Here is an 18754-nt window from a genome sequence, read left to right as displayed (position 1 = left end):
TCTCCTAGCCGCCGCCCCAGCCCAGCAGTTCGTTGGGATCGGGCGTGTCCTCCATGTAGAGCGGCTTGCTGGGCCTTTTGCTCTTCTTCTCGAGGATCGGGTCATAGGCGGCATCGCCGCCCTTCTTGCTGAGCTTCATGTCGCGGGTGAGGTAGTCGCCGGTGAGCAGGTTCCAGCTGATCGCACGGCCGTCATGCGCATAGGTGCGGCTGTAGAGCGTGGCGTCCAGGCCGATCAGCCGCATGCGGGGGCTGGGGCCGGGCACCAGCCGATAGCGATAGACGGTGTTCACCGCGGTCGTGCCGCCGACCAGGTCGGTGATCTTGAGCACGCCCTTGGCGATGCTCACTTCGGCGCCGCCGAGCGGATCGGTGTCGAGCCTGAGCGTGCCGACTGTCACGAGGCGGCCGCCGGTGCGCAGCATCGCCTTCGCCGTCCGCGTCTCCTCGCCGCGGCCGATCAGCACCGCATCGGGCCGGCCGTCGCCGTTCAGGTCGCCTTCGGTGAGGCTTTCGACTTCCTCTCCCTTTGCAAGCTGGGCCTTGATCTCCGGCGAGGCCTGCTGGGCCATGGCCGGCGTGGCGATCAGGACTGCCGCGAGTGCCGCGATCCGCATGGGTTTCCTCCGCCGCGTGGTGCAACCCGAGACTAGCATGTGCCGCGCCCAGGCTCTAGATGCGCCGGATGGCCGAGCCCTTCTACATCACCACTGCGATCCATTATCCCAATGGCCGCCCGCATATCGGGCATGCCTATGAGATGATCGCGGCCGACGCGATCGCCCGTTTCCAGCGCCAGCAGGGCCGCGACGTCTTTTTCCAGACCGGCACCGACGAGCATGGCCTCAAGATGGTCAAGACGGCGCGCGAGCGCGACATGACCGCGCGTGAGCTTGCGGACGAGATGTCCAGTTATTTCAGTGAAATGGCCGAGAAGCTTGATATCTCGTGCGATCGCTTCATCCGCACCTCCGAGGCCGATCACTACAAGGCGAGCCAGGCGATCTGGCAGGCGATGGCCGATGCCGGCGACCTGTATCTCGATCGCTATGAAGGCTGGTACTCGGTGCGCGACGAGGCGTTCTACGAGGAGAAGGAGCTGGTCGCGGGGGAAGGGGGCGTGAAGCTCTCGCCCCAGGGCACGCCGGTGGAGTGGACCGCGGAGGAGACCTGGTTCTTCCGCCTGTCCAAATACCAGCAGCCGCTGCTCGACCTCTATGCCGCCAACCCCGACTTCATCCGCCCGGAATCGCGCCGCAACGAGATCCTGCGCTTTGTCGAGGGCGGGCTGGCGGACCTGTCGGTCTCGCGCACCAGCTTCGACTGGGGCGTGCCGGTGCCGGGCTCGCCCGGGCACGTCATGTACGTCTGGGTCGATGCGCTGACCAATTACCTGACCGGCGCGGGCTATCCCGACAACAGCGAGCGGCTGGCGCGCTACTGGCCGGCGGACATCCACCTGATCGGCAAGGACATCGTCCGCTTCCACACCGTCTATTGGCCGGCTTTCCTGATGTCCGCGAAGATCGCGCTGCCGAAGCAGGTGTTCGGGCACGGCTTCCTGCTCAATCGCGGGGAGAAGATGTCCAAGTCGGTCGGCAATGTCGTCGATCCGATGGCGCTGGCCGAATATTACGGCGTCGACGCGCTGCGCTATTTCCTGCTGCGCGACGTGAGCTTCGGCAATGACGGCACGTTCAGCGACGAAGCGATCGTCACCCGCGCCAATGCCGATCTGTCGAACAGCTTCGGCAACCTCGCCCAGCGCACGCTCGCCTTCATCGCCAAGAATTGCGAAGGGCAGGTCGAGGCCGGGCGCGCCGAGGAGGCGGATGCGGTGCTGCTTGCCGAGGTCGACACCGCCTGTGCCGGCTTCACCCGCGCCTTCGAGGATCTGGCGCTCAGCCAGGGCGTCGAACTGTGGATGACCGGCGTGTTCGCCTGCAACCAGTATATCGACGCGCAGGCGCCCTGGGGGCTGCGCAAGACCGATCCCGAGCGGATGCACGCCGTGCTCGGCACGCTGCTGCGCGCGATCCGGCGTCTTGCCGTCACGATCGCGCCGGTGGTGCCGGGTTCGGCGGAGAAGCTGCTCGCGCAACTGGGGCCGGAGGGCGATCCGGACTTCCGCATCGCCGCGCCGACTCCCATCTTCCCGCGCCTGGAGCTGAAGGAAGACGCGTGAACCTCGCCGACAGCCATTGCCACCTGATCTACAAGGGCCTGGGCGAGCAGCAGCCGGAGGTGCTGGCGCGCGCCCGTGCGGCCGGCGTGGTCGCGATGCTCAACATCTCGACCCGCGAGCGCGAATGGGACGAAGTGATCGGCGTCGCCGAACGCGAGCGCGACGTCTGGGCATCGGTCGGCATCCATCCGCACGAGGCGGACGCCCATCCCGAGATCGACGCGTCGAAACTGATCGAGAAGGCGGGCCACCCGCGCGTCGTCGGCATCGGCGAGACCGGGCTCGATTATTATTACGACCATAGCGATCGCGATCGCCAGCGCGCGAGCTTCCGCGCGCACATCGCCGCCTGCCGCGAGACGCAGCTGCCGCTGATCGTCCATACCCGCGATGCCGAGGCGGATACCGCCGAGATCCTGCGCGACGAGATGGCGAAGGGAGCGTTCCCCGGCGTGATCCATTGCTTCACCGCGAGCCGGGAGTTCGCCGACATCGCGCTCGAGCTGGGCTTCTACATCTCGATCTCGGGCATCGTGACCTTCAAGAATGCGCATGACCTGCAGGCGACCGCGGCGCGGCTGCCCCTGGATCGCCTGCTGATCGAGACCGACGCGCCGTTCCTCGCCCCGGTGCCGCATCGGGGGAAGACGGGGGAGCCGGCCTTCGTCGCCGACACGTGCCGCTTCCTCGCCGGCCTGCGCGGCGAGGATCCCGGGGCGCTGGCCGAGGCCACCCGCGCGAATTTCCACAAGCTGTTCGCCAAGACGCTGGCATGAAGCTGCGCATCCTCGGCTCCGGCACTTCGTCCGGCGTGCCGCGGATCGGGAACGACTGGGGCAGCTGCGATCCGGCCGAGCCCCGGAACCGGCGCACCCGCGCTTCGGCGCTGGTGTGGACCGAGACGACCCGGATATTGATCGACACCAGCCCGGACTTTCGCGAGCAGGCGCTGGCGGCCGGCTTCAGCGATCTCGACGCCGTGATCTGGACGCACGATCATGCCGATCATTGCCACGGCATCGACGACCTGCGGCAGATCATGCACGCGCGGCAGGGGGCGCCCGTGCGCGGCCTGGCCCGGCCCTTCACGCTGGCGCAGCTCGAGAAACGCTTCGCCTATGCCTTCCGGGGCAGCAGCCTCTACCGGCCGACCGTGGCGATGGAGCCGCTGCCCGATGCGATCCGGATCGGCGATATCCATATCCGGGTCGTGGACCAGCCGCATGGCGGGATAAGCTCCGCGGGGCTGCGCTTCGACAGTAATGGGAAATCCATGGCATATGCCATAGATTTCAACGAGATGACGGAGGATATGCGTTTTCTGTATCAGGATCTGGACCTTTGGGTGGCCGATTGCCTCCACCGGTCGCCGCATCCCACGCATGCGCATCTCGATGCCGTGCTGGGCTGGGTACAGGAGCTGGCGCCGCGGCGCACCTTGCTCGCCCATATGGACAATTCGATGGACTATGCGACGCTCGTCGCGACACTTCCCGCCGGGGTCGAGCCGGGTTTCGACGGCATGGAGATCGCGATATGAGCGATGGGCGCATCCTCCAGCTGCTGCTGTTGCTCGGGGCGCTGATCCTCGCGCTCAGGGCATTGTCGGCCCAGCGCATCGACCTGCGCGGCATTCTGCAGGCTTTGGCGCTCTGGGCGATCATCGGCGTAACGATCGTGATCGCGATCCTGATGTATCAGCGCTAGGAGCCGCCCCGCCTGCGCGGGATGACGGGCTTTGCTGATTGAGTCGTGACCCTAGCGCAGGTCCAGCACGACCTGCTGATAGAGCTTCTCCGGCGCGAGTGCCTCGGTCGAATAGAGATTCGACTGCGCATCGAGTTCGGTGACCAGCGTGCGGCGCGGCACTTCGGTCTTGCGATCCTCGCTGCCATGCTTGCCGTGCTTGGTCGACAGCACCGAGGTCAGTCGGCCCGGGCCGCGGCTGTCCGACTTCTTGGTGAAGCGGCGCCACATGCTGCGCGGGGTGGCGTTGCGGCTGCCATGGTGGCCGACCTTGTACAGATCGACGTCGTCGAGCAGCGACGCCATGTCCGATTGCAGCGCATAGGCCCAGTTCTCGATCTGCGCATCGCCGGGGAACAACAAGGTCTTGGAGCCTGCCTTGAGCAGCAGGATGACGCTGGTGTTGTTCATCTGCGCGTCGAGCGCCCGCACCAGTCCGACCAGCATCTCCGTATTGGCGGTATCGATCCGCTCCTGAAGCCAGCGATGCTCGAGAAGCGGCTTCGAGCGCAGCCGGTGCTTGGCATTGGGAAAAAGCAGCCTGTCCTCGCCGCCAAGGGCCAGCGCGTCGCCCAGGCGCTTCGGCGCGAGCTGCCAGAACTCGTCGGGATCGCTCGAGCGCTGCTTCCGGATCGTGTCCGTCTGCCGCAGCGTGGGCGGGCCCAGGACATGCACGTCCAGACCCGGCAGCACCGAGGCGAGCCCCAGGTCGCAGCCATGATAGGCATAGCGTTTCTCGCCAGGCATCGCCTGCAGATTGTCGATCGCCGATCGGTTCGAGAGATTGTCCTGCCCGATGAAGCGGAGCTGCTCGCCCAACGCCTTGGGAAGCTGGCCTGCCTGGGCGTCGGCGAACGCTACCAGCGCGCCGGCTGCATCCTCCATGGCCTGGAGCGACGCGCGGCGCTGCCGCAATGCCTGCCCGGTGACGTTGGCCTCGGGACCCTCCCAATCGACGGGGGCTTCGGGCGCCTCGGTCCAGGGCTGGACGATGAAGCGCGGATCGAGCGCGCGGATCACGTCGCCCGATCCCGCGCCATTATTGGTCGCGAAGCCGCTGATATGGTCGGCATGGCGATGCGTGGCGACCAGCACGTCGAGGCGCCGGCCGGAGTCGCCTTCGCGGACCTTCCCCTCGATGTCCCGGGCGATCTCGAGCATCTGCGTCTTCTCGGCATGCTCGGGCAGGCCGGTCGTGCCGAAGTCGATCAGCATGTGGCGGAGGCTGCCGCCGGGATAGGTGAAGCGCACCAGGATGCAGTCGCCAAAGCCGACCTGATAGGCATAGATCGTCGCGGTTTCCGGAGCTGCGGACATATTCACGCTCCCATGCGCTGTTGGTGAAGGACCGCGAAGCGGAGCCGGTCGGGTGCCGCCGGCGCGCCGATCTGCCCGGTATCGACCATATATTGCGCGCGGCTCAGCTGGCGCTCCGCGTCCTCCAGCCGGTTGGCGATGTGATATTTCACCCGGCCATATTGATCGAGGATCAGCACGCCGCCGCCATAGGCGGTGTAGCGATCGCTGCTCCGCATCCCCTCCGGGCGCTCGGCGCCGAGCACGGCCTTGAACTCGGCGCCGAACAGGTCGGCGCGCTGCACATATTGGCAGACCGTCTCGTGCAGGGCGATACCGTCGGGGCCGATCCGGCTTGCCGGGTCGATCGAGATCACTTCGGAATAGGCGCGGGCGCTCAGGTCCAGCGCCTCGCGATTCTCCCACAGGAAGCGGAACAGCTCGTCGCGGCTTCGCGTCATCGCCTGATAGTTCGAACGGGCATAGGTCAGCGCGCCGTCGGCGGGATAGCGTTGCCAGCACCCTTCCGCATCGCAGGCGGCGCCTTGCGCGTGGATGCCGTAGCGCTCGAACATCGTGCGGATCGCCGCGCGATATCCCCATTCGTCCTCGGGGACGAGCTCGCGGTCGGCGGTGAGCAACGCGCTGAGATACTGGCCGAAATCGAGATCGGTCGGCGGGCAGTAATCAAGGGCGCGGATCGCCATGTTGAGCAGGTGCCCGGCCAGCTTCGCGCCCTCCTCGACGACCGCATCCAGATTGTAGCTGTCGCCCGCGAAGCGCCCGAGCTGGGCGATCCGATCGCTCCACAAGGCGACAAAGGCGTTCATCATCGCCGCGACGAGGATCTCGCCGCGCGCATGCTCCTCCACTTCGCCCTGAAGCAGATGGACCGCCTCGGGCGTGAGCCCGACCGAGCGGCGAAGCGCGCCGCGCTGGCCGGTCTCGAGCGCCTCGCCAACTTCGCGGGCCACGCCGAGCAGGATCGATTCGCGGATCGCCTCGGCGGTCAGCTTGCTGACCGAAACCAGCCGGATGGTGCGATCGGCGTCGGCGAAGCGCCCGTCCTCTCCGATCGCCGCGGCGACGACGGGCTTGAGCGAGAAGATCGAGAGCAGGGCGACGATATCGGCGAAACCCTCGTGGAAGGCCGCCTGGTCGGGCCCGGAAGGCTCGGTGAAGCGCGAGCGCAGCCCGTCGAGCAGGGCATGCGCGGTCTCGTGCGCAACGATGTCGTGGCTCAGGCAGGTGAAGACCGGTTTCCCGTCGCGGCGGAAGAAATAGCCGAACATCAGCGCGCGATCGGGCTCGGAGTAGAAGGCATTGGCCTGGGCGAAGGCGTGCGGCGCGATGTGGAGCTGGTGGCCGCCGGAGCTCCAGCTCACCCGTCGTCCCAGGGCGCGCTCGAAGGCGCCCAGCGTGCGCATCGCGATCGCATAGGCGTTCTGCGCATGGAAATTCGGATCGGCCAGCAGGCGATGCTGATAGGCCGGATCCTCGCGCGTTTCGCCGGGGAGCGGCGCGAACGGATCGATCAGCGTGCCGTCGCGGGTCTGATATTCCTGCTCGTCCAGATAGGTGCGGCGCTCGGTCGCGTTATAGTCGACGACCTTGATCCGGTAGCCGGTCGGCCCCTTGGCGAGGATCTCCGCCGGGACGCTGACTTCCACGAACGCCATCGGCCCCTTCGGCCCCAGGCGCAGCCCGGGATCCTTGGCGATGATGGTGAGCTTGCGTGTTGGTGGCGGCTCGGACACGCGATTCTCCCCCTCGACATCCCGATGCCGCAAGGTAATCGTTTCGAAGGCGAAAGCCAAGCGAGGTGCGGTGGCGAGTCAATTGAATGCATCTGGAAAACATCCGTATCGGATTTTTCCGCAAGGCCGAGATTATTCCGGTTTCTTCTGCGATGGCCGTTGTAAAACCATGGATGGTATCGCAAATTGCTGCACATATGCGTGAACATTCTTCGGTCTATACTTCATTTGCGCCCAATTATGTGATGGGTGCTCTCGAAATTCGGTCCCGGAGCGGCAGTGTCGCGCCGCGGAAGGCAAGCGACCTGTCGGCGGGAAAGGCCGCCTGGCGTATTTGCGCGAATCTCGGAAACCTTGCCCGCCTCGGCACAGCTAGTGCTTGAGTGAAGTAAGACACTCGGTGATACTCCTTCCATGACCTTGGCCATCGTTCCGCTGCTGCCGCTCGAGCGCGGGCAGCTTCACGTAATCCGCCTGCGCGCTGTCCGCACCGCGCTGTTCCTGCTCGCGGCGGCGGTCGCGGGCGAATTCTTCGTGCCGGAGCTGCCGATGCCGGGAGCGATCCTCGCGCCCGTGCTGCCGGTCGCGCTGTGGATCGCGGGCTTCGCGCCGGGGCGGCGCTGGCGGCGCTGGGGCTATGCCTTCACCGGCGGCGAGCTCCATGTCGCGCATGGCTTGTGGACGCGCGTGCACACGATCGTCCCGACGCTGCGCGTCCAGCATATCGACGTGGCGCAGGACGTGCTCGAGCGGCTGTTCGGGGTGGCAACGCTCGTCCTTCACACGGCGGGCACCGATGCCAATGTCGTGATCCTGCCCGGTATCGCCCGCGCGACCGCCGAGGAAATCCGCGACGCGATCCGCGAGCGCATCGGCAGCGCGCGGCATGACTGATCCCGGCGCCGGGCCCCGCCGGCTCCACATCCTCACCGTGATCATGCGCTTCGTGAAGCGCGCGCCTTCCACGGTCATCGTCCCGCCGCTGATTCTCGGCTTTGCGGGGCGTGAGTTCCATCCGGCGCTGGCTCTGGCCGCCTTTGCGGCGATCGCCGCGGCGGTGATGCTTTACACCTGGCTGGGCTGGTGGAGCTTCAGCTATCGGATCGGGGCGGAGGAAGTGCTGATCCAGCACGGCGTTCTCCAGCGCCGGCGCCGTTCGATCCCGCGCGGCCGGATCCAGGACGTGTCGATCGAGCGCAGCCCCTTTGCCCGCATCTTCGGGCTGGCGGTGGTCAGGCTCGAGACGGGCGGCGGGGAAGCCGAGGAAGCCAGGCTCGACAGCGTCTCCATGGCCGAGGCGGAGCGTCTGCGCGCGCTGCTGCGCGGCCATCCGCCGGCCCTCGAAACGCGCGCCGATGCCGCGGCGCCGGCGGCGCCCGAGCCCGAGCCCGAGCGTCGTATCGTCTTCGCCATGTCGCTCGGCCGGGTGCTGCTGGGCGGCGTGTTCGGCTTCTCGATGATCTGGATCGCGGCGATCCTGGGCGTGATCCATTCGCTCGACCGGGTGCTGCAGCTCGACTGGGAAAGGCTGTTCGGCGAGGCCGAGCGCTTCGCCTTCGCCCGGTTCAGCATTTTTGCGCTGTTGCTGGTGCTGGCGGCGGCCCTGATGCTGAGCGTGGTCGCGGGCGTGGTGCGCACGCTGCTCAAGGACTATGGCTTCACCCTGACCCATGAGCCGGGCCGTTTCCGCCGGGTCCGGGGGCTGCTCACCCGCTCCGAGACCGTCATCGCCGATCGCCGCATCCAGCTGGGCCTGATCCGCCGGGGTGCGATCAGCGGGCGGATGGGCTGGAATATCGTGGAAGTGCAGACGCTTGGTGGAAGCGTCGATCGGTCGGGCCGTGAGGAAATGGCACCGTTCGCCACCGCCGAGGAGGCTGAGCGGGTGATCGCCGCCACGCCGCTTCCTCCCTTCCAGCGCCCGGGTTTGCGGCCGGTGGCGCGGGCCCATATCCTGCGCTCCGCGATCCGCGACGGGCTGCCGATCGTGCTGGTCCTGGGCATTGGCGGCTTCTTCCTGTCGCCGCTCTGGTGGGGGCTGCTGCTCGCGCCCGCGCCGGTGGTCGTCGCGCTCTTCCAGCGCACCCGGCACCGCTATGCGCTGCGCGAGACCAGCCTGCAGGTGATGCGCGGCGTGCTTTCGCAGCGCGACTGGATCGTGCCCATCGAGTCGATCCAGACGCTGACCGTGCGGCGCAGCTGGCTGCAACGCCGGCTGGGCGTCGCGACGGTGCGGGTGGATACGGCCGGCGCGAGCGGCTGGCATCGCCCCGATGTGAGCGATGTTCCTCTCGATTCCGCCCTGGCGCTGGCCCGGGCGCTCGCCGCCCGAGTCGATTAACGCGGCTCGAGCGTCGGCCGGGGCGTCGGCGAAGGCTTGGGCGCGGGCAGGGTGAAGCTCACCGCGCCCTTGCCCTCGGCGGGGGCGCCGGCGGGCGGCGGCACCGCGTCGATCTTGCGGCGGACGCCGGCGAGCGGCGCGGGCGCGACCGGGGGCGTGGCGCCGGGGAGCGGCGCGGCGACGGCGGTGGCGGCGGGTGCCGCTTCGGCCGGGACCTGCGTGCGCATGCACTGGACCGGGCTCGGGCGGCGGAACTGGCCGCAATTCCACAGCGCCTTGGCAAAGCCTTGCGTCTCGTCGCGCAGATAGCTGAACGACATGGTCGAGACCTGGGCGCTGGACAGCGGCAGCCTGGCCGGAGTCTGCTTCGCGTCCGCCCAGGCCATGAACTTGCAATAGGGCCGCTCGCCACAGGTGCGGATGGCCAGCGCCGCGAACGCGTCCGGGTTCATCGCCTTGGGCAAGGTGAGCATGAAGTTGTTCGAGTCGCCACCCTCGGCCGCCATCGGCGCAGGCACGGCGCTCTGCGGGATCGATGCGGGATCGACAAAGGCGCCATCGGTCCCCACCGCGCCGGGCAGCAGCGCTTCGAGCGTGGGATCGCTCTGGAAGGCGCCGGGCGACAGGCGCGCCATCAGCGCGATATTGGGCTCGATCCCGGCATAGGTGCGGTTGAAGGCCGGCGGCGTGCCCCACCAGCCGGTCCAGCGGAAGAAGAGGTGCGTGTGCACCTCGGTGATCTTCTCGAGGCTGGCGCTCCAATAGGGCACGACCCAGTCGGTGTGATAGTGCGTCGCATGGCCCACCGGCTTGTAGACCGAGCCGTTCAGGGCGGTGCGGGCGATGTAGCGCGCGCGTTCCCAGGCGGCGGCGCTGGGCGAATAGCGCAGGATCGCGCCGTCGCAAGTGAAGGTGAACTGGCAGCCGGTCGAGCGCTCCGAGCCCTGGAACACGACGCCGCAGATCGTCTTGGGGAAAGCGGGGTGGCGTGCGCGGTTGATGATCACCTGCGCGACCGCGCGCTCGCCCACGGCATCGTCGCCCGCCTCGTAATAGACCGCGGCGGCAAGGCAATCGACGGCGCGCGCGCGGCTGTCCTCGGGGCCGTAGATGCTGAACGGCCGCGCCGCCGGATTGGGCAGGTTCGAGAAGGGGATGGACGCATTCCAGGCGCGCGCGTCGTCAGGGGTGACGACCTGGAGCTCGACCGGCTCCACTTCCGGCAGCTCGGTCTTGGGTACCACCCGGTGCGACACCTGTACCGGCGCGCGCTTGTGCACCACCGTGCGCGGGGTGTGCGTCACCAGCCACAGGGGCAGCGCGATTGCCGCGAGCGTGACGAGGCCGAGCAATGCCACCAGCACGGGCGGCACGCGGACGGAGAATGCTCCGGCGGTGGGAAGGGAAGGGACGGTCGCCATGGGGTCGCCGCCCATAACGCAGAAGACGCGCAGTTGGAACCATTGCGACGCCGAAACGCCGCAGGGCTCGGATCAGTGCATCCGGCGCGCGCTCAGTCCGGCCAGAATCCGGTCGCCTCGCACATGTCCCAATGATCGGCCGCGCCGAGCTTGCAGGCCGCGGCGGTGGTGGCCCCTGTGCAGAGCTTCACTTCGCGCTGATAGCGCTTGTAGCAGCTCTCCGGACGGCTGGGTGCCGACGGCTTGGCGGCCAGCGCGGCCGTTCGCACGGGTTTCGAAGCGAAAACTGGGGTGGCCGCCACACCGCGCGCCTCGGCCGGTGTTTCCAGCCCGCGCTGCTTCCCCCCGAAAGCGAGCGGCCACCCCAGATAAATGGCGAGCATGACGCTCACCAGGATCATTGCATTGCGCACGAAGTTCCCCCCGGAAACGACGTTTTCCCCGACTCGGGGAGCCTAGCGTTAATCCGGCGTTAATTCCAGTGCCTCAGCTTTCGGGAAGAAAATCCGGGACGCTCAGATAGCGCTCACCTGTGTCATAATTGAACCCCAGGATACGGACCCCCTCGGGGAGATCCGGCAGTTTCTGCAGAATCGCGGCCAGAGTCGCGCCCGAGGAAATGCCGACGAGCATGCCTTCCTCGCGCGCGGCGCGGCGGGCCATGTCCTTGGCGACTCCCGCATCGACCTTGATCACGCCGTCGATCGCGTCGGTATGCAGGTTGCGCGGGACGAAGCCGGCGCCGATGCCCTGGATCGGGTGCGGGCCCGGCTGGCCGCCCGAAATGACCGGCGAAAGCTCGGGCTCGACCGCATAGACCTTGAGGTTCGGCCAGCGCTTCTTCAGCGTCTCGGCGACGCCGGTGATGTGGCCGCCGGTGCCCACGCCGGTGATGACCACGTCGATCGGCGAATCGGCGAAGTCGTTGAGGATCTCCTGCGCGGTGGTGCGCACATGCACGTCGATGTTCGCCGGATTCTCGAACTGCTGCGGCATCCAGGCGCCCGGCGTCGTCTCGACGATCTCCATCGCCCGCTCGATCGCGCCCTTCATCCCCTTCTCGCGCGGCGTGAGGTCGAAGGTCGCGCCATAGGCGAGCATCAGGCGGCGACGCTCGATGCTCATGCTCTCCGGCATGACCAGGATGAGCCGGTAGCCCTTCACCGCGGCGACCATCGCGAGGCCCACGCCGGTATTGCCGCTGGTCGGCTCGACGATCGTGCCGCCCGGCTGCAGGCTGCCGTCCTTCTCCGCCGCCTCGATCATCGCTAGCGCGATGCGGTCCTTGATCGAGCCGCCGGGATTGGTCCGTTCGGACTTGATCCAGACTTCGGCGTCGGGGAACAGCTTGCCCGCGCGGATATGGGGCGTGTTGCCGATCGTCTCGAGGATCGTATTGGCCTTCATGTCATCATCTCCTTGGGAGGAATCTCGAGATTGGCCGGAGGATCGAAGGTGCGAGCCCGCCTGAGCTCCGGAAATAGCTTGGCCCATGCCAGTGTGACAAGGATCGCGCCGATGCCGCCGCCCACCACTGCGGCGACCGGACCGATCAGCGCGGCGAGGAAGCCCGATTCGGCCTCGCCCAGCTCGTTCGAGCCCGAGATGAACAGGGTGGAGACCGCGCCCACGCGGCCGCGCATCTCGTCCGGCGTGTAGAGCTGGATCAGCGACTGGCGGACATAGACCGAGACCATGTCCGCCGCGCCGAGCACGAACAGCGCGAACAGCGCGATCAGCACCGCCGGCGCCGTGTCGTGCCCCACCGCCGCCGGGCCGAGCACCGGCACCAGCAGCGGCGCGGACAGGCCGAAGATCACCGTCGCCACGCCGAACAGGCCGACGGCGAGGAGCATCTTCACCCCCACGTCGCTCCTCAGCGGCCGCCAGGAGAAGAACACCGCCGTGGCGACGGCGCCCATCGCGGGCGCGGCGCGCAGATGGCCGAGCCCTTCCGAACCCACATGCAGGATGTCGCGGGCATAGACGGGCAGCATCGCGGTCGCGCCGCCGAGCAGCACGGCGAATAGGTCGAGCGAGATCGCGCCCAGCACCAGGCGGTTGCGCCGGACATAATGGAGCCCGTCGATCATCTGCGCCCAGGGGCTGCCGCTGAACTTGCGCGCGCTCCGCGGCACGTCGCCGATCAGCATGAGCAGCACGAAGGAGACGAGGAACAGCCCGCCCGCCACGGCATAGGAAAGCCAGTCGGCCGCGGCGTAGAGATAACCGCCCATCGCCGGGCCGATCACCGTGCCGATCTGCCAGGAGAGCGAGCTGAGCGCGATCGCGGTGGGCAGGATCGCCTTGGGCACCAGATTGGGCGAGAGCGCGCTCAGCGCCGGGCTGGCAAAGGCGCGCGCCACGCCGAGCAGCGCGGCGATGCCGAACAGCGCGGGCAGGCTGATCGTGCCGGCATAGGTCAGCACGCCCAGGCTGATCGCGCAGAATGCCTCGAGCGCCACCGCGGCGCGGGCGATCCAGCGCCGGTCGAGCCGGTCGGCCACCCAGCCGGCGAAGAGCGAGAGGAACAGGAGAGGCAGGAACTGGGCGACGCCGATCAGCCCGAGCTGGAAGGCGGCTTCCTTCACCGACATCGTCCGGCGGGCGATGTCGTACACCTGCCAGCCGATCACGATCACCATCGCCATCTGCCCGAGCGTCGTCGAGAGCCGGGCCAGGAAATAAAGGCGGAAATTGGGAACGGCGAATGGATGCTTTGCTTCGGCGACCATGCAAGGGCCTCTAGGCGCTTCCGCGACGTGACCGCAACGAAGGATTGCTAACCGGGCGAAGAGATATCCGTCAGCGCAGCCTGGCGGGCTGGACGTCCTCGGTCTCGGCGAAGCGCGGGTTGCGGATGGCGGGGCGCAGGCGCGCCAGGCTGCACAGGCCGGCAATGGCGGCAAGGCCGGCCGCCACCAGCGGCGGCACCGTGCCGCCGCCGATGCCGATCGCGAGCAGCGCGGCCACCAGCGTGGCGCCGGTCGTCTGCCCGACCATCCGGGTGGTGGAGATGAGCCCGCCCGCCGCGGCCGCGCGATCGATCGGAGCCGAGCCGATGATCAGCCGGGCATTGGGCGACAGGAACATGCCGAAGCCGGCCCCGGTGAGCGACATGCGCCAGGCGATGTCGAACCAGCTCGGATGCGCGGGCAGGAAGGCGAGGAAGATCAGCCCGGTCACCGCGACGACCATGCCGATCCCGCCCAGCGCCCCGGCGGGGTAACGGTCCGACAGCGAGCCGGCGAGCGGCGCGACAATCATCGTGGTGAGCGGCCAGGGCGCGATCACCGCGCCCACTTCGGACGGGGCGAAGCCATAGCCGTGCTGCAGCCGGAAGGGCAGCGACAGGAGCAGCGTCATCGTGCCGATAAAGGCAGTATAGGCGCCGATCACCGACAGGGCGAGCACCGGCCGGGTGAGCAGGTCGATCGGCAGGATCGGCTTGGGCTCGCGCATCTCGCGGCGGACGAAGAACAGGCCGATCACCGCGCCGGCGACCACTACCGCCGCCGAGACTACGGGGCTGTCGCCGTGCACGCTGCTCTCCAGCCCGCCGATCACCAGCCCGAACATGCCGGCGCACAGCAGCGCCCCCAGCACGTCGAACGGCTCGTCGCGCGCGGGCGTGTCGGGCAGGGCGCGGCCGAACAACAGGCTGGCGATCGCAAAGGGCACCGCCGAGGCGAACACCCAGGGCCAGGGCCCCACCGCGAGCACCAGACCGCCGAGGGTGGGCGCCAGCGCGGCGGAGCTCGACACCACCACCGAGTTGATGCCCAGCCCGCGGCCGAGATGCTTTGCCGGATAGATCTGGCGGATCAGCGCCGAGGAGACGCTGAGCGCCGCCGCCGCGCCCACCGCCTGCGCCGCCCGGACGATGAGCAGGAAAGGCAGGCTCTCGGCGAAGAAGCACAGCACCGTCGCCACGGTGAAGACCAGCTGCCCGGCCTGGTACATCCGCTTGAGGCCGATCCGCTCGCCCAGCCCGGCAAGGGGCAGGAGCAGCATCACCAGCGTCAGCTGGTAGACGGTGACGACCGAAACCGCCGCCGAGTTGTCGACGTGCAGGTCCCGGGCGATGGTGGGCAGCGCCACCGTGGCGATCGCGCCGTCGATCACCACCAGCGCGGTCCCGAAGGAGACGGCGGCGATGGCAAGCGTGCGGCGCGGCAAGGGGAGGCCGTCGGTCATCCGCATGCTCAGTGCCTCAACCCGCCGCCAGGTTCCAGCGGAACCCGCATCGCGCCCCGATGGTTATTTTAGCAATCGAAACCAGATAGTTGGAGAGATCAGATGGGCAAGGGTATCCTGTTGTGGCTGCTTGGCATCCCGATTCCGATCATCCTTCTCATCCTGATCTTCTGGCACTGAGGCGACTCGGGCCGGTGCGGCGCTGCCCGATCGGGCGTCCGCCGCGCCGGCCGGCTTCGCGGCGCCGAAGATCAGTTCGCGTATCTCCCATGCATCGGCGACATAGCGATGGTCCGGCTTGCCGGGGCAGGCGCCCTGCTCGTCGACGGGCAGCCGGGAGAGCAGCGGCAGGATGGTGGTCGCCTCGCTCTCGATCCGCTCGCGGATGCGCGCCGTCAACCAGTGCGTCGAGCGGGCATAGATGTCCCACTGCGCCTCGCTCGGAAAACCGTGCCAGCGCGTGACATGCTCGCGGAAATCGGCGACCAGGGCCGCGGTCTCGGCGCTCGCCTGGCTCGCCACATGCGCCACCTCGCCGCCCAGCTCGTCCATCAGCGGGCCATAGACCTGGCCCTCCATCCTGGCGAAATGCATCAGCAGGTCGCGCGTGAACAGCCAGCGCCGGAAGCCCAGCCCCTCGACGCTCGCCGGCCGCGGCCCCGAGACGAGCGCCTCGAGCGCATCGGCATTGGCCAGAATATGTCCGTGCTGCCGCAGCACGCGGTCCACGGGCATGGCGCGACTCCTCATCTCCGCATTCTGGCGCACTATGCCTGCGCGGGCGTGAAGTCGCGGCTCAGGAGCTGTCCCCATCGGGGAAGCTACGGAGGGCCCCGCCGCCGCGGCGACGGGGCCCTCCGGTCGGGTCAGCGGCAGCGGACCTGGTCGCGGTCCACCGAGCTGCCGAGCGCGCCGCCGGCGATCGCGCCGAGCAGCGTGCCCACCGTCTTGGAGCGCCCGCCGGCAATGACGTTGCCGAACAGGCCGCCCGCCGCCGCGCCGACGATCAGGCCGGTCGTGCCGTCGGAGCGCTTGCAATAATATTTGCCGTCCTGGCCGCGATAGATGCGGTCGTCCTGCGTCAGCACGCGCTCCTGATAGCCCGGGGGCGGCGCACGATAGTCGCGGGAAGCATCATAATATTCCTCGTCGCGCGGGTCATAGCCCGAATAGCCGCCGCGCGGCGGAGGCGGCGGAGGCGGCGGCGCGATCGGGCGGGACTTGTAGGCGCGATACCGCTCGAGCGCCTGCTGGAACTGACCATATTCCCGATCGAAGCGCTGCTGCGCAGCGTCGAAACGGGCCTCCTCGTCCTGCCCGTAGACGGGGCCGCGCTGCGCCATGGCCGGCGTGGCGACCGCCAGGCTGGCCGCAGCGACCGCGGCGAGGGTTACCAGATGCTTCATTGTGTATTCTCCTTCCCGAAGGCCCATACGACCAGGGACGCTGAAACGTTCCGGACATGCGCGTGAAGCCGTGCTGAACGGACGGTGCCGATGCGGCGGAACCGCAAGGAACCGAGGCGGATCGTTCGGGCGCGCGCTTGGCGGGCCGTGTCGCAGGATGCAACTTGTGGCCCCCTGGAGGGTTGGCAAGCCGCGCGCAGTCCCGCGGCGCGCGTGCAGGAGAGGAGAGGGGCGATGCGGCAATCCGTTGGCAACGCGAATGGCATATCCGAAGCCAGGGTCTTGCTGCACCGCAGCAGGAATTGCCATAAGGGCGCATGTTCTTGAGTCACGAAGTCGATCCGCCTGCCGCTCCCGCGCCGATCACACCGATGGTCCTGGAGGGGATCGTGCGCCAGAAATGCCTGGCCGCGACCTATAACCGCACCGCGATGATCCTTGCCCCGCACATCCTCTACACGCGTCACGATGCGCTCCATGTCGATGCCGTCGTCGTCTCGAAGGAAGGGTTGCCGCCGCGCGAGGAGAAGATCGGCACGTTCAAGCTGGACGGGCTGAAGGAGCTGGCGGTGCTGGAGCAGACCTTCGTGCCGAGCGCGCTGTTCGATCCCGGCCTGGAGAAATATCGGGGCGAGACGCTGATGGCGGTGGCCTGAGCCGGGCGGGCGTGCCGGCCTGCCGCTCTCTCCCGTCATCCCCGCTCTCTCCCGTCATCCCCGCTCTCTCCCGTCATCCCCGCTCTCTCCCGTCATCCCCGCTCTCTCCCGTCATCTCCACTCTCTCCCGTCACCCCGGCCTTGCGCCGGGGTCCCGCTATCTCAACAACGCAAGAAGCAGCGGGACCCTGGCGCAAGGCCGGGGTGACGAAGCAAGAATAGGCGTCCCCAGCCTAGGGTGCCTTTTCCAGCTTCTCGATCATCCGCGTCGCATTGTCGTTGGCCGGGTTGAGCGCGAGCGAGCGCCGATATTCGGCGATGGCGCCGGGCTTGTCGCCGGTGGCGGCGATCGCCTCGGCCAGGCTGTCATGCGCGTTCCAGCTGTCCGGGAATTGCGCCGCGGCCCAGGCGAAGATGCCGCGCGCGGCCTTGGGGGACGCGGCGAGCAGGCGATAGCCCCAGGCGATCATGCGATCCTCGGTCAGGTGCAGGTCCGCGAAGCGCGCCCTGGTCGCCGCGATCGTGCCGGGGACATCGGCATAGCCGCTTTGCTCCAGCGCCGCCTCGAGCGCTTTCAGGCCGCGCGGCGGGCCGAACAGGGCCGCGTGGATCGCATCGGCGAGCGCCTGGCCGCTATTCTGCGCGCTGGCGCTGTTGGCGAGGACGACCGCGCCGTAGCGCCGTGCCGGATAGAAGTCGCAATAGCTCGACTGGCCGAAGGTGCCGCCCGAATGGCGCAGATAGGTCTGGCTGTCGGCGGTCTTGGCGATCACCCAGTGGAAGCCGATCGCGCTCGTCTCGGGCGTGCCGAACAGCGGCTGGTGGGCGCGCGCGATGGCGGGGTCGCGCGCGGCGATCTGCGCCGCGACGTAGCGCGCCATGTCCACTGCCGAATAGCGCAGGCCGCCCGCGGCGCGGATCGCCGGCATGTCGAGCGACGGTGCTTCGGCACCCTTACTGCTGTAGCCGGTGGCGAGCAGGGCGGGCGGGACGGGGCCGCCGCCGGCGCGCATGCCCAGCGGTTTCTCGATGAAGCGGGCGAGCAGCGCGTCATAGGGTTGGCCGTAGAGGCGCTCGGCCAGCACGCCCTGGAGCTGCGAGGCGGTGTTCGAATGGCGCGGCACCCGGCCGGGCAGGTCGAGCAGCGTCACCGTCTTGAGGTCGGTAAGGAAATTCGCCGGGTCATAGCCCCTGAGCAGCTTTGACACCTCGGCGAGGAGTTGCTCGGGCGGCACCTTGCCGAAGAAGCCGCTCCAGTCGGGCAGATTGTCCTGCAGCGCCGAAGTGGTGGTGACCAGGTCGGCGATGCGGATCGGGCGGCCGTCGCGGACGAGATTGTCATAGCCCGGCGGCAGGTGCTTGCGGACATCGTCGTCGATGCGGGCGCGGCCCTCGCCGATCGCATGGGCGAGGAGCAGGCTGGTGAAGGTCTTGGAGATCGAGCCGATCTCATGGACGGAATGCTCGGTGACCGGAGCGTTGGTGGCACGCGAGAGCACGCCGGCATTGTAGAAGCGGGTGCTGCCGTCGCGCAGGACGGCGACCGAGACGCCGGGCGCCTTGCCGCTCCGCACGAAATCGTCGACCAGCGCCTGGACCGGGTCGGGCGCGGCGGCGCGGGCGATGCCGGGGAGCAGCGCCACGCCCGTGGCGGCCGGCACCAGCGCGAGGAGCCGGCGGCGGTTGAGATCGGTGGGCTGGTGCGAGTGCTGCATGTGATCATCCCTTCGCGGCAAGGGCTACAGATGTA

19 protein-coding genes are annotated in these 18754 nt (G+C 68.3%); 8 read left to right on the top strand and 11 right to left on the bottom strand.

What is annotated here, in order from left to right; translation table 11 throughout:
• Nucleotides 1–4: 4 nt before the first annotated feature.
• Nucleotides 5–616, bottom strand: a complete 612-nt coding sequence (locus tag ACIQCS_RS04930) for a hypothetical protein (RefSeq protein ID WP_345846839.1) — start codon at nucleotides 614–616, stop codon at nucleotides 5–7.
• A gap of 68 nt (nucleotides 617–684) precedes the next feature.
• On the opposite strand from ACIQCS_RS04930, the gene metG reads away from it, so the two are divergent.
• The 4 genes from metG to ACIQCS_RS04910 are packed head-to-tail and all read left to right on the top strand — an operon-like array spanning nucleotide 685 to nucleotide 3891.
• The gene (metG, locus tag ACIQCS_RS04925; RefSeq protein ID WP_345846837.1) at nucleotides 685–2184 is read left to right on the top strand and encodes a methionine--tRNA ligase; all 1500 of its coding nucleotides are present in this window, start codon (nucleotides 685–687) and stop codon (nucleotides 2182–2184) included.
• Entirely contained in the window at nucleotides 2181–2960 is a 780-nt protein-coding gene (locus tag ACIQCS_RS04920; protein WP_345846836.1) for a TatD family hydrolase, read from the top strand. Before metG ends, ACIQCS_RS04920 begins: the two co-directional genes overlap by 4 nt.
• Entirely contained in the window at nucleotides 2957–3724 is a 768-nt protein-coding gene (locus ACIQCS_RS04915) for an MBL fold metallo-hydrolase (protein WP_345846834.1), read from the top strand. Before ACIQCS_RS04920 ends, ACIQCS_RS04915 begins: the two co-directional genes overlap by 4 nt.
• Nucleotides 3721–3891 carry a hypothetical protein gene (locus ACIQCS_RS04910; protein WP_345846832.1) on the top strand — a complete coding sequence of 57 codons (171 nt, stop codon included), beginning with the start codon at nucleotides 3721–3723 and terminating at the stop codon, nucleotides 3889–3891. Before ACIQCS_RS04915 ends, ACIQCS_RS04910 begins: the two co-directional genes overlap by 4 nt.
• Nucleotides 3892–3942: 51 nt before the next feature.
• Here ACIQCS_RS04910 and ACIQCS_RS04905 read toward each other — a convergent pair whose 3' ends face one another.
• Together ACIQCS_RS04905 and ACIQCS_RS04900 are read right to left on the bottom strand one after the other, a co-directional pair.
• Nucleotides 3943–5247 (bottom strand): MBL fold metallo-hydrolase, encoded by a 1305-nt coding sequence (locus ACIQCS_RS04905; RefSeq protein ID WP_345846831.1) that lies wholly within the window; start codon nucleotides 5245–5247, stop codon nucleotides 3943–3945.
• Nucleotides 5248–5249: 2 nt separating this feature from the next.
• A complete protein-coding gene (locus ACIQCS_RS04900; protein ID WP_345846828.1) occupies nucleotides 5250–6983 on the bottom strand; it encodes a hypothetical protein in 1734 nt (577 codons plus the stop codon).
• 86 nt (nucleotides 6984–7069) lie between these two features.
• Here ACIQCS_RS04900 and ACIQCS_RS04895 point away from each other — a divergent pair, with 86 nt between their 5' ends.
• From ACIQCS_RS04895 to ACIQCS_RS04885, 3 genes are read left to right on the top strand one after another with little or no spacing between them, the layout of a single operon-like run.
• Nucleotides 7070–7366, top strand: a complete 297-nt coding sequence (locus tag ACIQCS_RS04895; RefSeq protein ID WP_345846827.1) for a hypothetical protein — start codon at nucleotides 7070–7072, stop codon at nucleotides 7364–7366.
• 31 nt (nucleotides 7367–7397) lie between these two features.
• On the top strand, nucleotides 7398–7877 hold the full coding sequence (locus ACIQCS_RS04890) for a PH domain-containing protein (RefSeq protein WP_345846826.1): 480 nt from the start codon (nucleotides 7398–7400) through the stop codon (nucleotides 7875–7877).
• On the top strand, nucleotides 7870–9324 hold the full coding sequence (locus ACIQCS_RS04885) for a PH domain-containing protein (RefSeq protein WP_345846824.1): 1455 nt from the start codon (nucleotides 7870–7872) through the stop codon (nucleotides 9322–9324). Before ACIQCS_RS04890 ends, ACIQCS_RS04885 begins: the two co-directional genes overlap by 8 nt.
• Here ACIQCS_RS04885 and ACIQCS_RS04880 read toward each other — a convergent pair.
• The 7 genes from ACIQCS_RS04880 to ACIQCS_RS04850 form a co-directional block, all read right to left on the bottom strand.
• Entirely contained in the window at nucleotides 9321–10745 is a 1425-nt protein-coding gene (locus ACIQCS_RS04880) for a cell wall hydrolase (RefSeq protein WP_345846822.1), read from the bottom strand. The genes ACIQCS_RS04885 and ACIQCS_RS04880 overlap by 4 nt on opposite strands.
• Nucleotides 10746–10837: 92 nt before the next feature.
• Nucleotides 10838–11158 (bottom strand): hypothetical protein, encoded by a 321-nt coding sequence (locus tag ACIQCS_RS04875; RefSeq protein WP_345846820.1) that lies wholly within the window; start codon nucleotides 11156–11158, stop codon nucleotides 10838–10840.
• A gap of 73 nt (nucleotides 11159–11231) precedes the next feature.
• Entirely contained in the window at nucleotides 11232–12152 is a 921-nt protein-coding gene (gene cysK, locus ACIQCS_RS04870; protein WP_345846819.1) for a cysteine synthase A, read from the bottom strand.
• Complete coding sequence (locus ACIQCS_RS04865; RefSeq protein ID WP_345846817.1) at nucleotides 12149–13480, bottom strand: MFS transporter; 1332 nt, start codon at nucleotides 13478–13480, stop codon at nucleotides 12149–12151. Before ACIQCS_RS04865 ends, cysK begins: the two co-directional genes overlap by 4 nt.
• Nucleotides 13481–13550: 70 nt before the next feature.
• Nucleotides 13551–14942: an MFS transporter gene (locus ACIQCS_RS04860; protein ID WP_345846816.1), complete on the bottom strand. Its 1392-nt coding sequence runs from the start codon at nucleotides 14940–14942 to the stop codon at nucleotides 13551–13553.
• Between the two features lie 63 nt (nucleotides 14943–15005).
• Nucleotides 15006–15677 carry a hemerythrin domain-containing protein gene (locus tag ACIQCS_RS04855; RefSeq protein WP_345846815.1) on the bottom strand — a complete coding sequence of 224 codons (672 nt, stop codon included), beginning with the start codon at nucleotides 15675–15677 and terminating at the stop codon, nucleotides 15006–15008.
• Between the two features lie 131 nt (nucleotides 15678–15808).
• Nucleotides 15809–16348, bottom strand: coding sequence for a glycine zipper 2TM domain-containing protein (locus tag ACIQCS_RS04850; protein WP_280281753.1), 540 nt, complete (start codon nucleotides 16346–16348; stop codon nucleotides 15809–15811).
• A 317-nt stretch (nucleotides 16349–16665) separates the two neighbouring features.
• Here ACIQCS_RS04850 and ACIQCS_RS04845 point away from each other — a divergent pair, with 317 nt between their 5' ends.
• Nucleotides 16666–17004 carry a hypothetical protein gene (locus tag ACIQCS_RS04845; protein ID WP_345846813.1) on the top strand — a complete coding sequence of 113 codons (339 nt, stop codon included), beginning with the start codon at nucleotides 16666–16668 and terminating at the stop codon, nucleotides 17002–17004.
• A gap of 233 nt (nucleotides 17005–17237) precedes the next feature.
• On the opposite strand, the gene ACIQCS_RS04840 is transcribed toward ACIQCS_RS04845, so the two are convergent.
• The gene (locus tag ACIQCS_RS04840) at nucleotides 17238–18719 is read right to left on the bottom strand and encodes a serine hydrolase (protein ID WP_345846811.1); all 1482 of its coding nucleotides are present in this window, start codon (nucleotides 18717–18719) and stop codon (nucleotides 17238–17240) included.
• Nucleotides 18720–18754: the final 35 nt, after the last annotated feature.

Origin of the sequence: Sphingomonas sp. NPDC092440, from assembly GCF_044754985.1 — a bacterium.
Classification (GTDB): Bacteria; Pseudomonadota; Alphaproteobacteria; order Sphingomonadales; family Sphingomonadaceae; genus Sphingomonas.
Note: the sequence above shows the minus strand (reverse complement) of the source record. Positions and strands in the feature narration are given on the sequence as shown.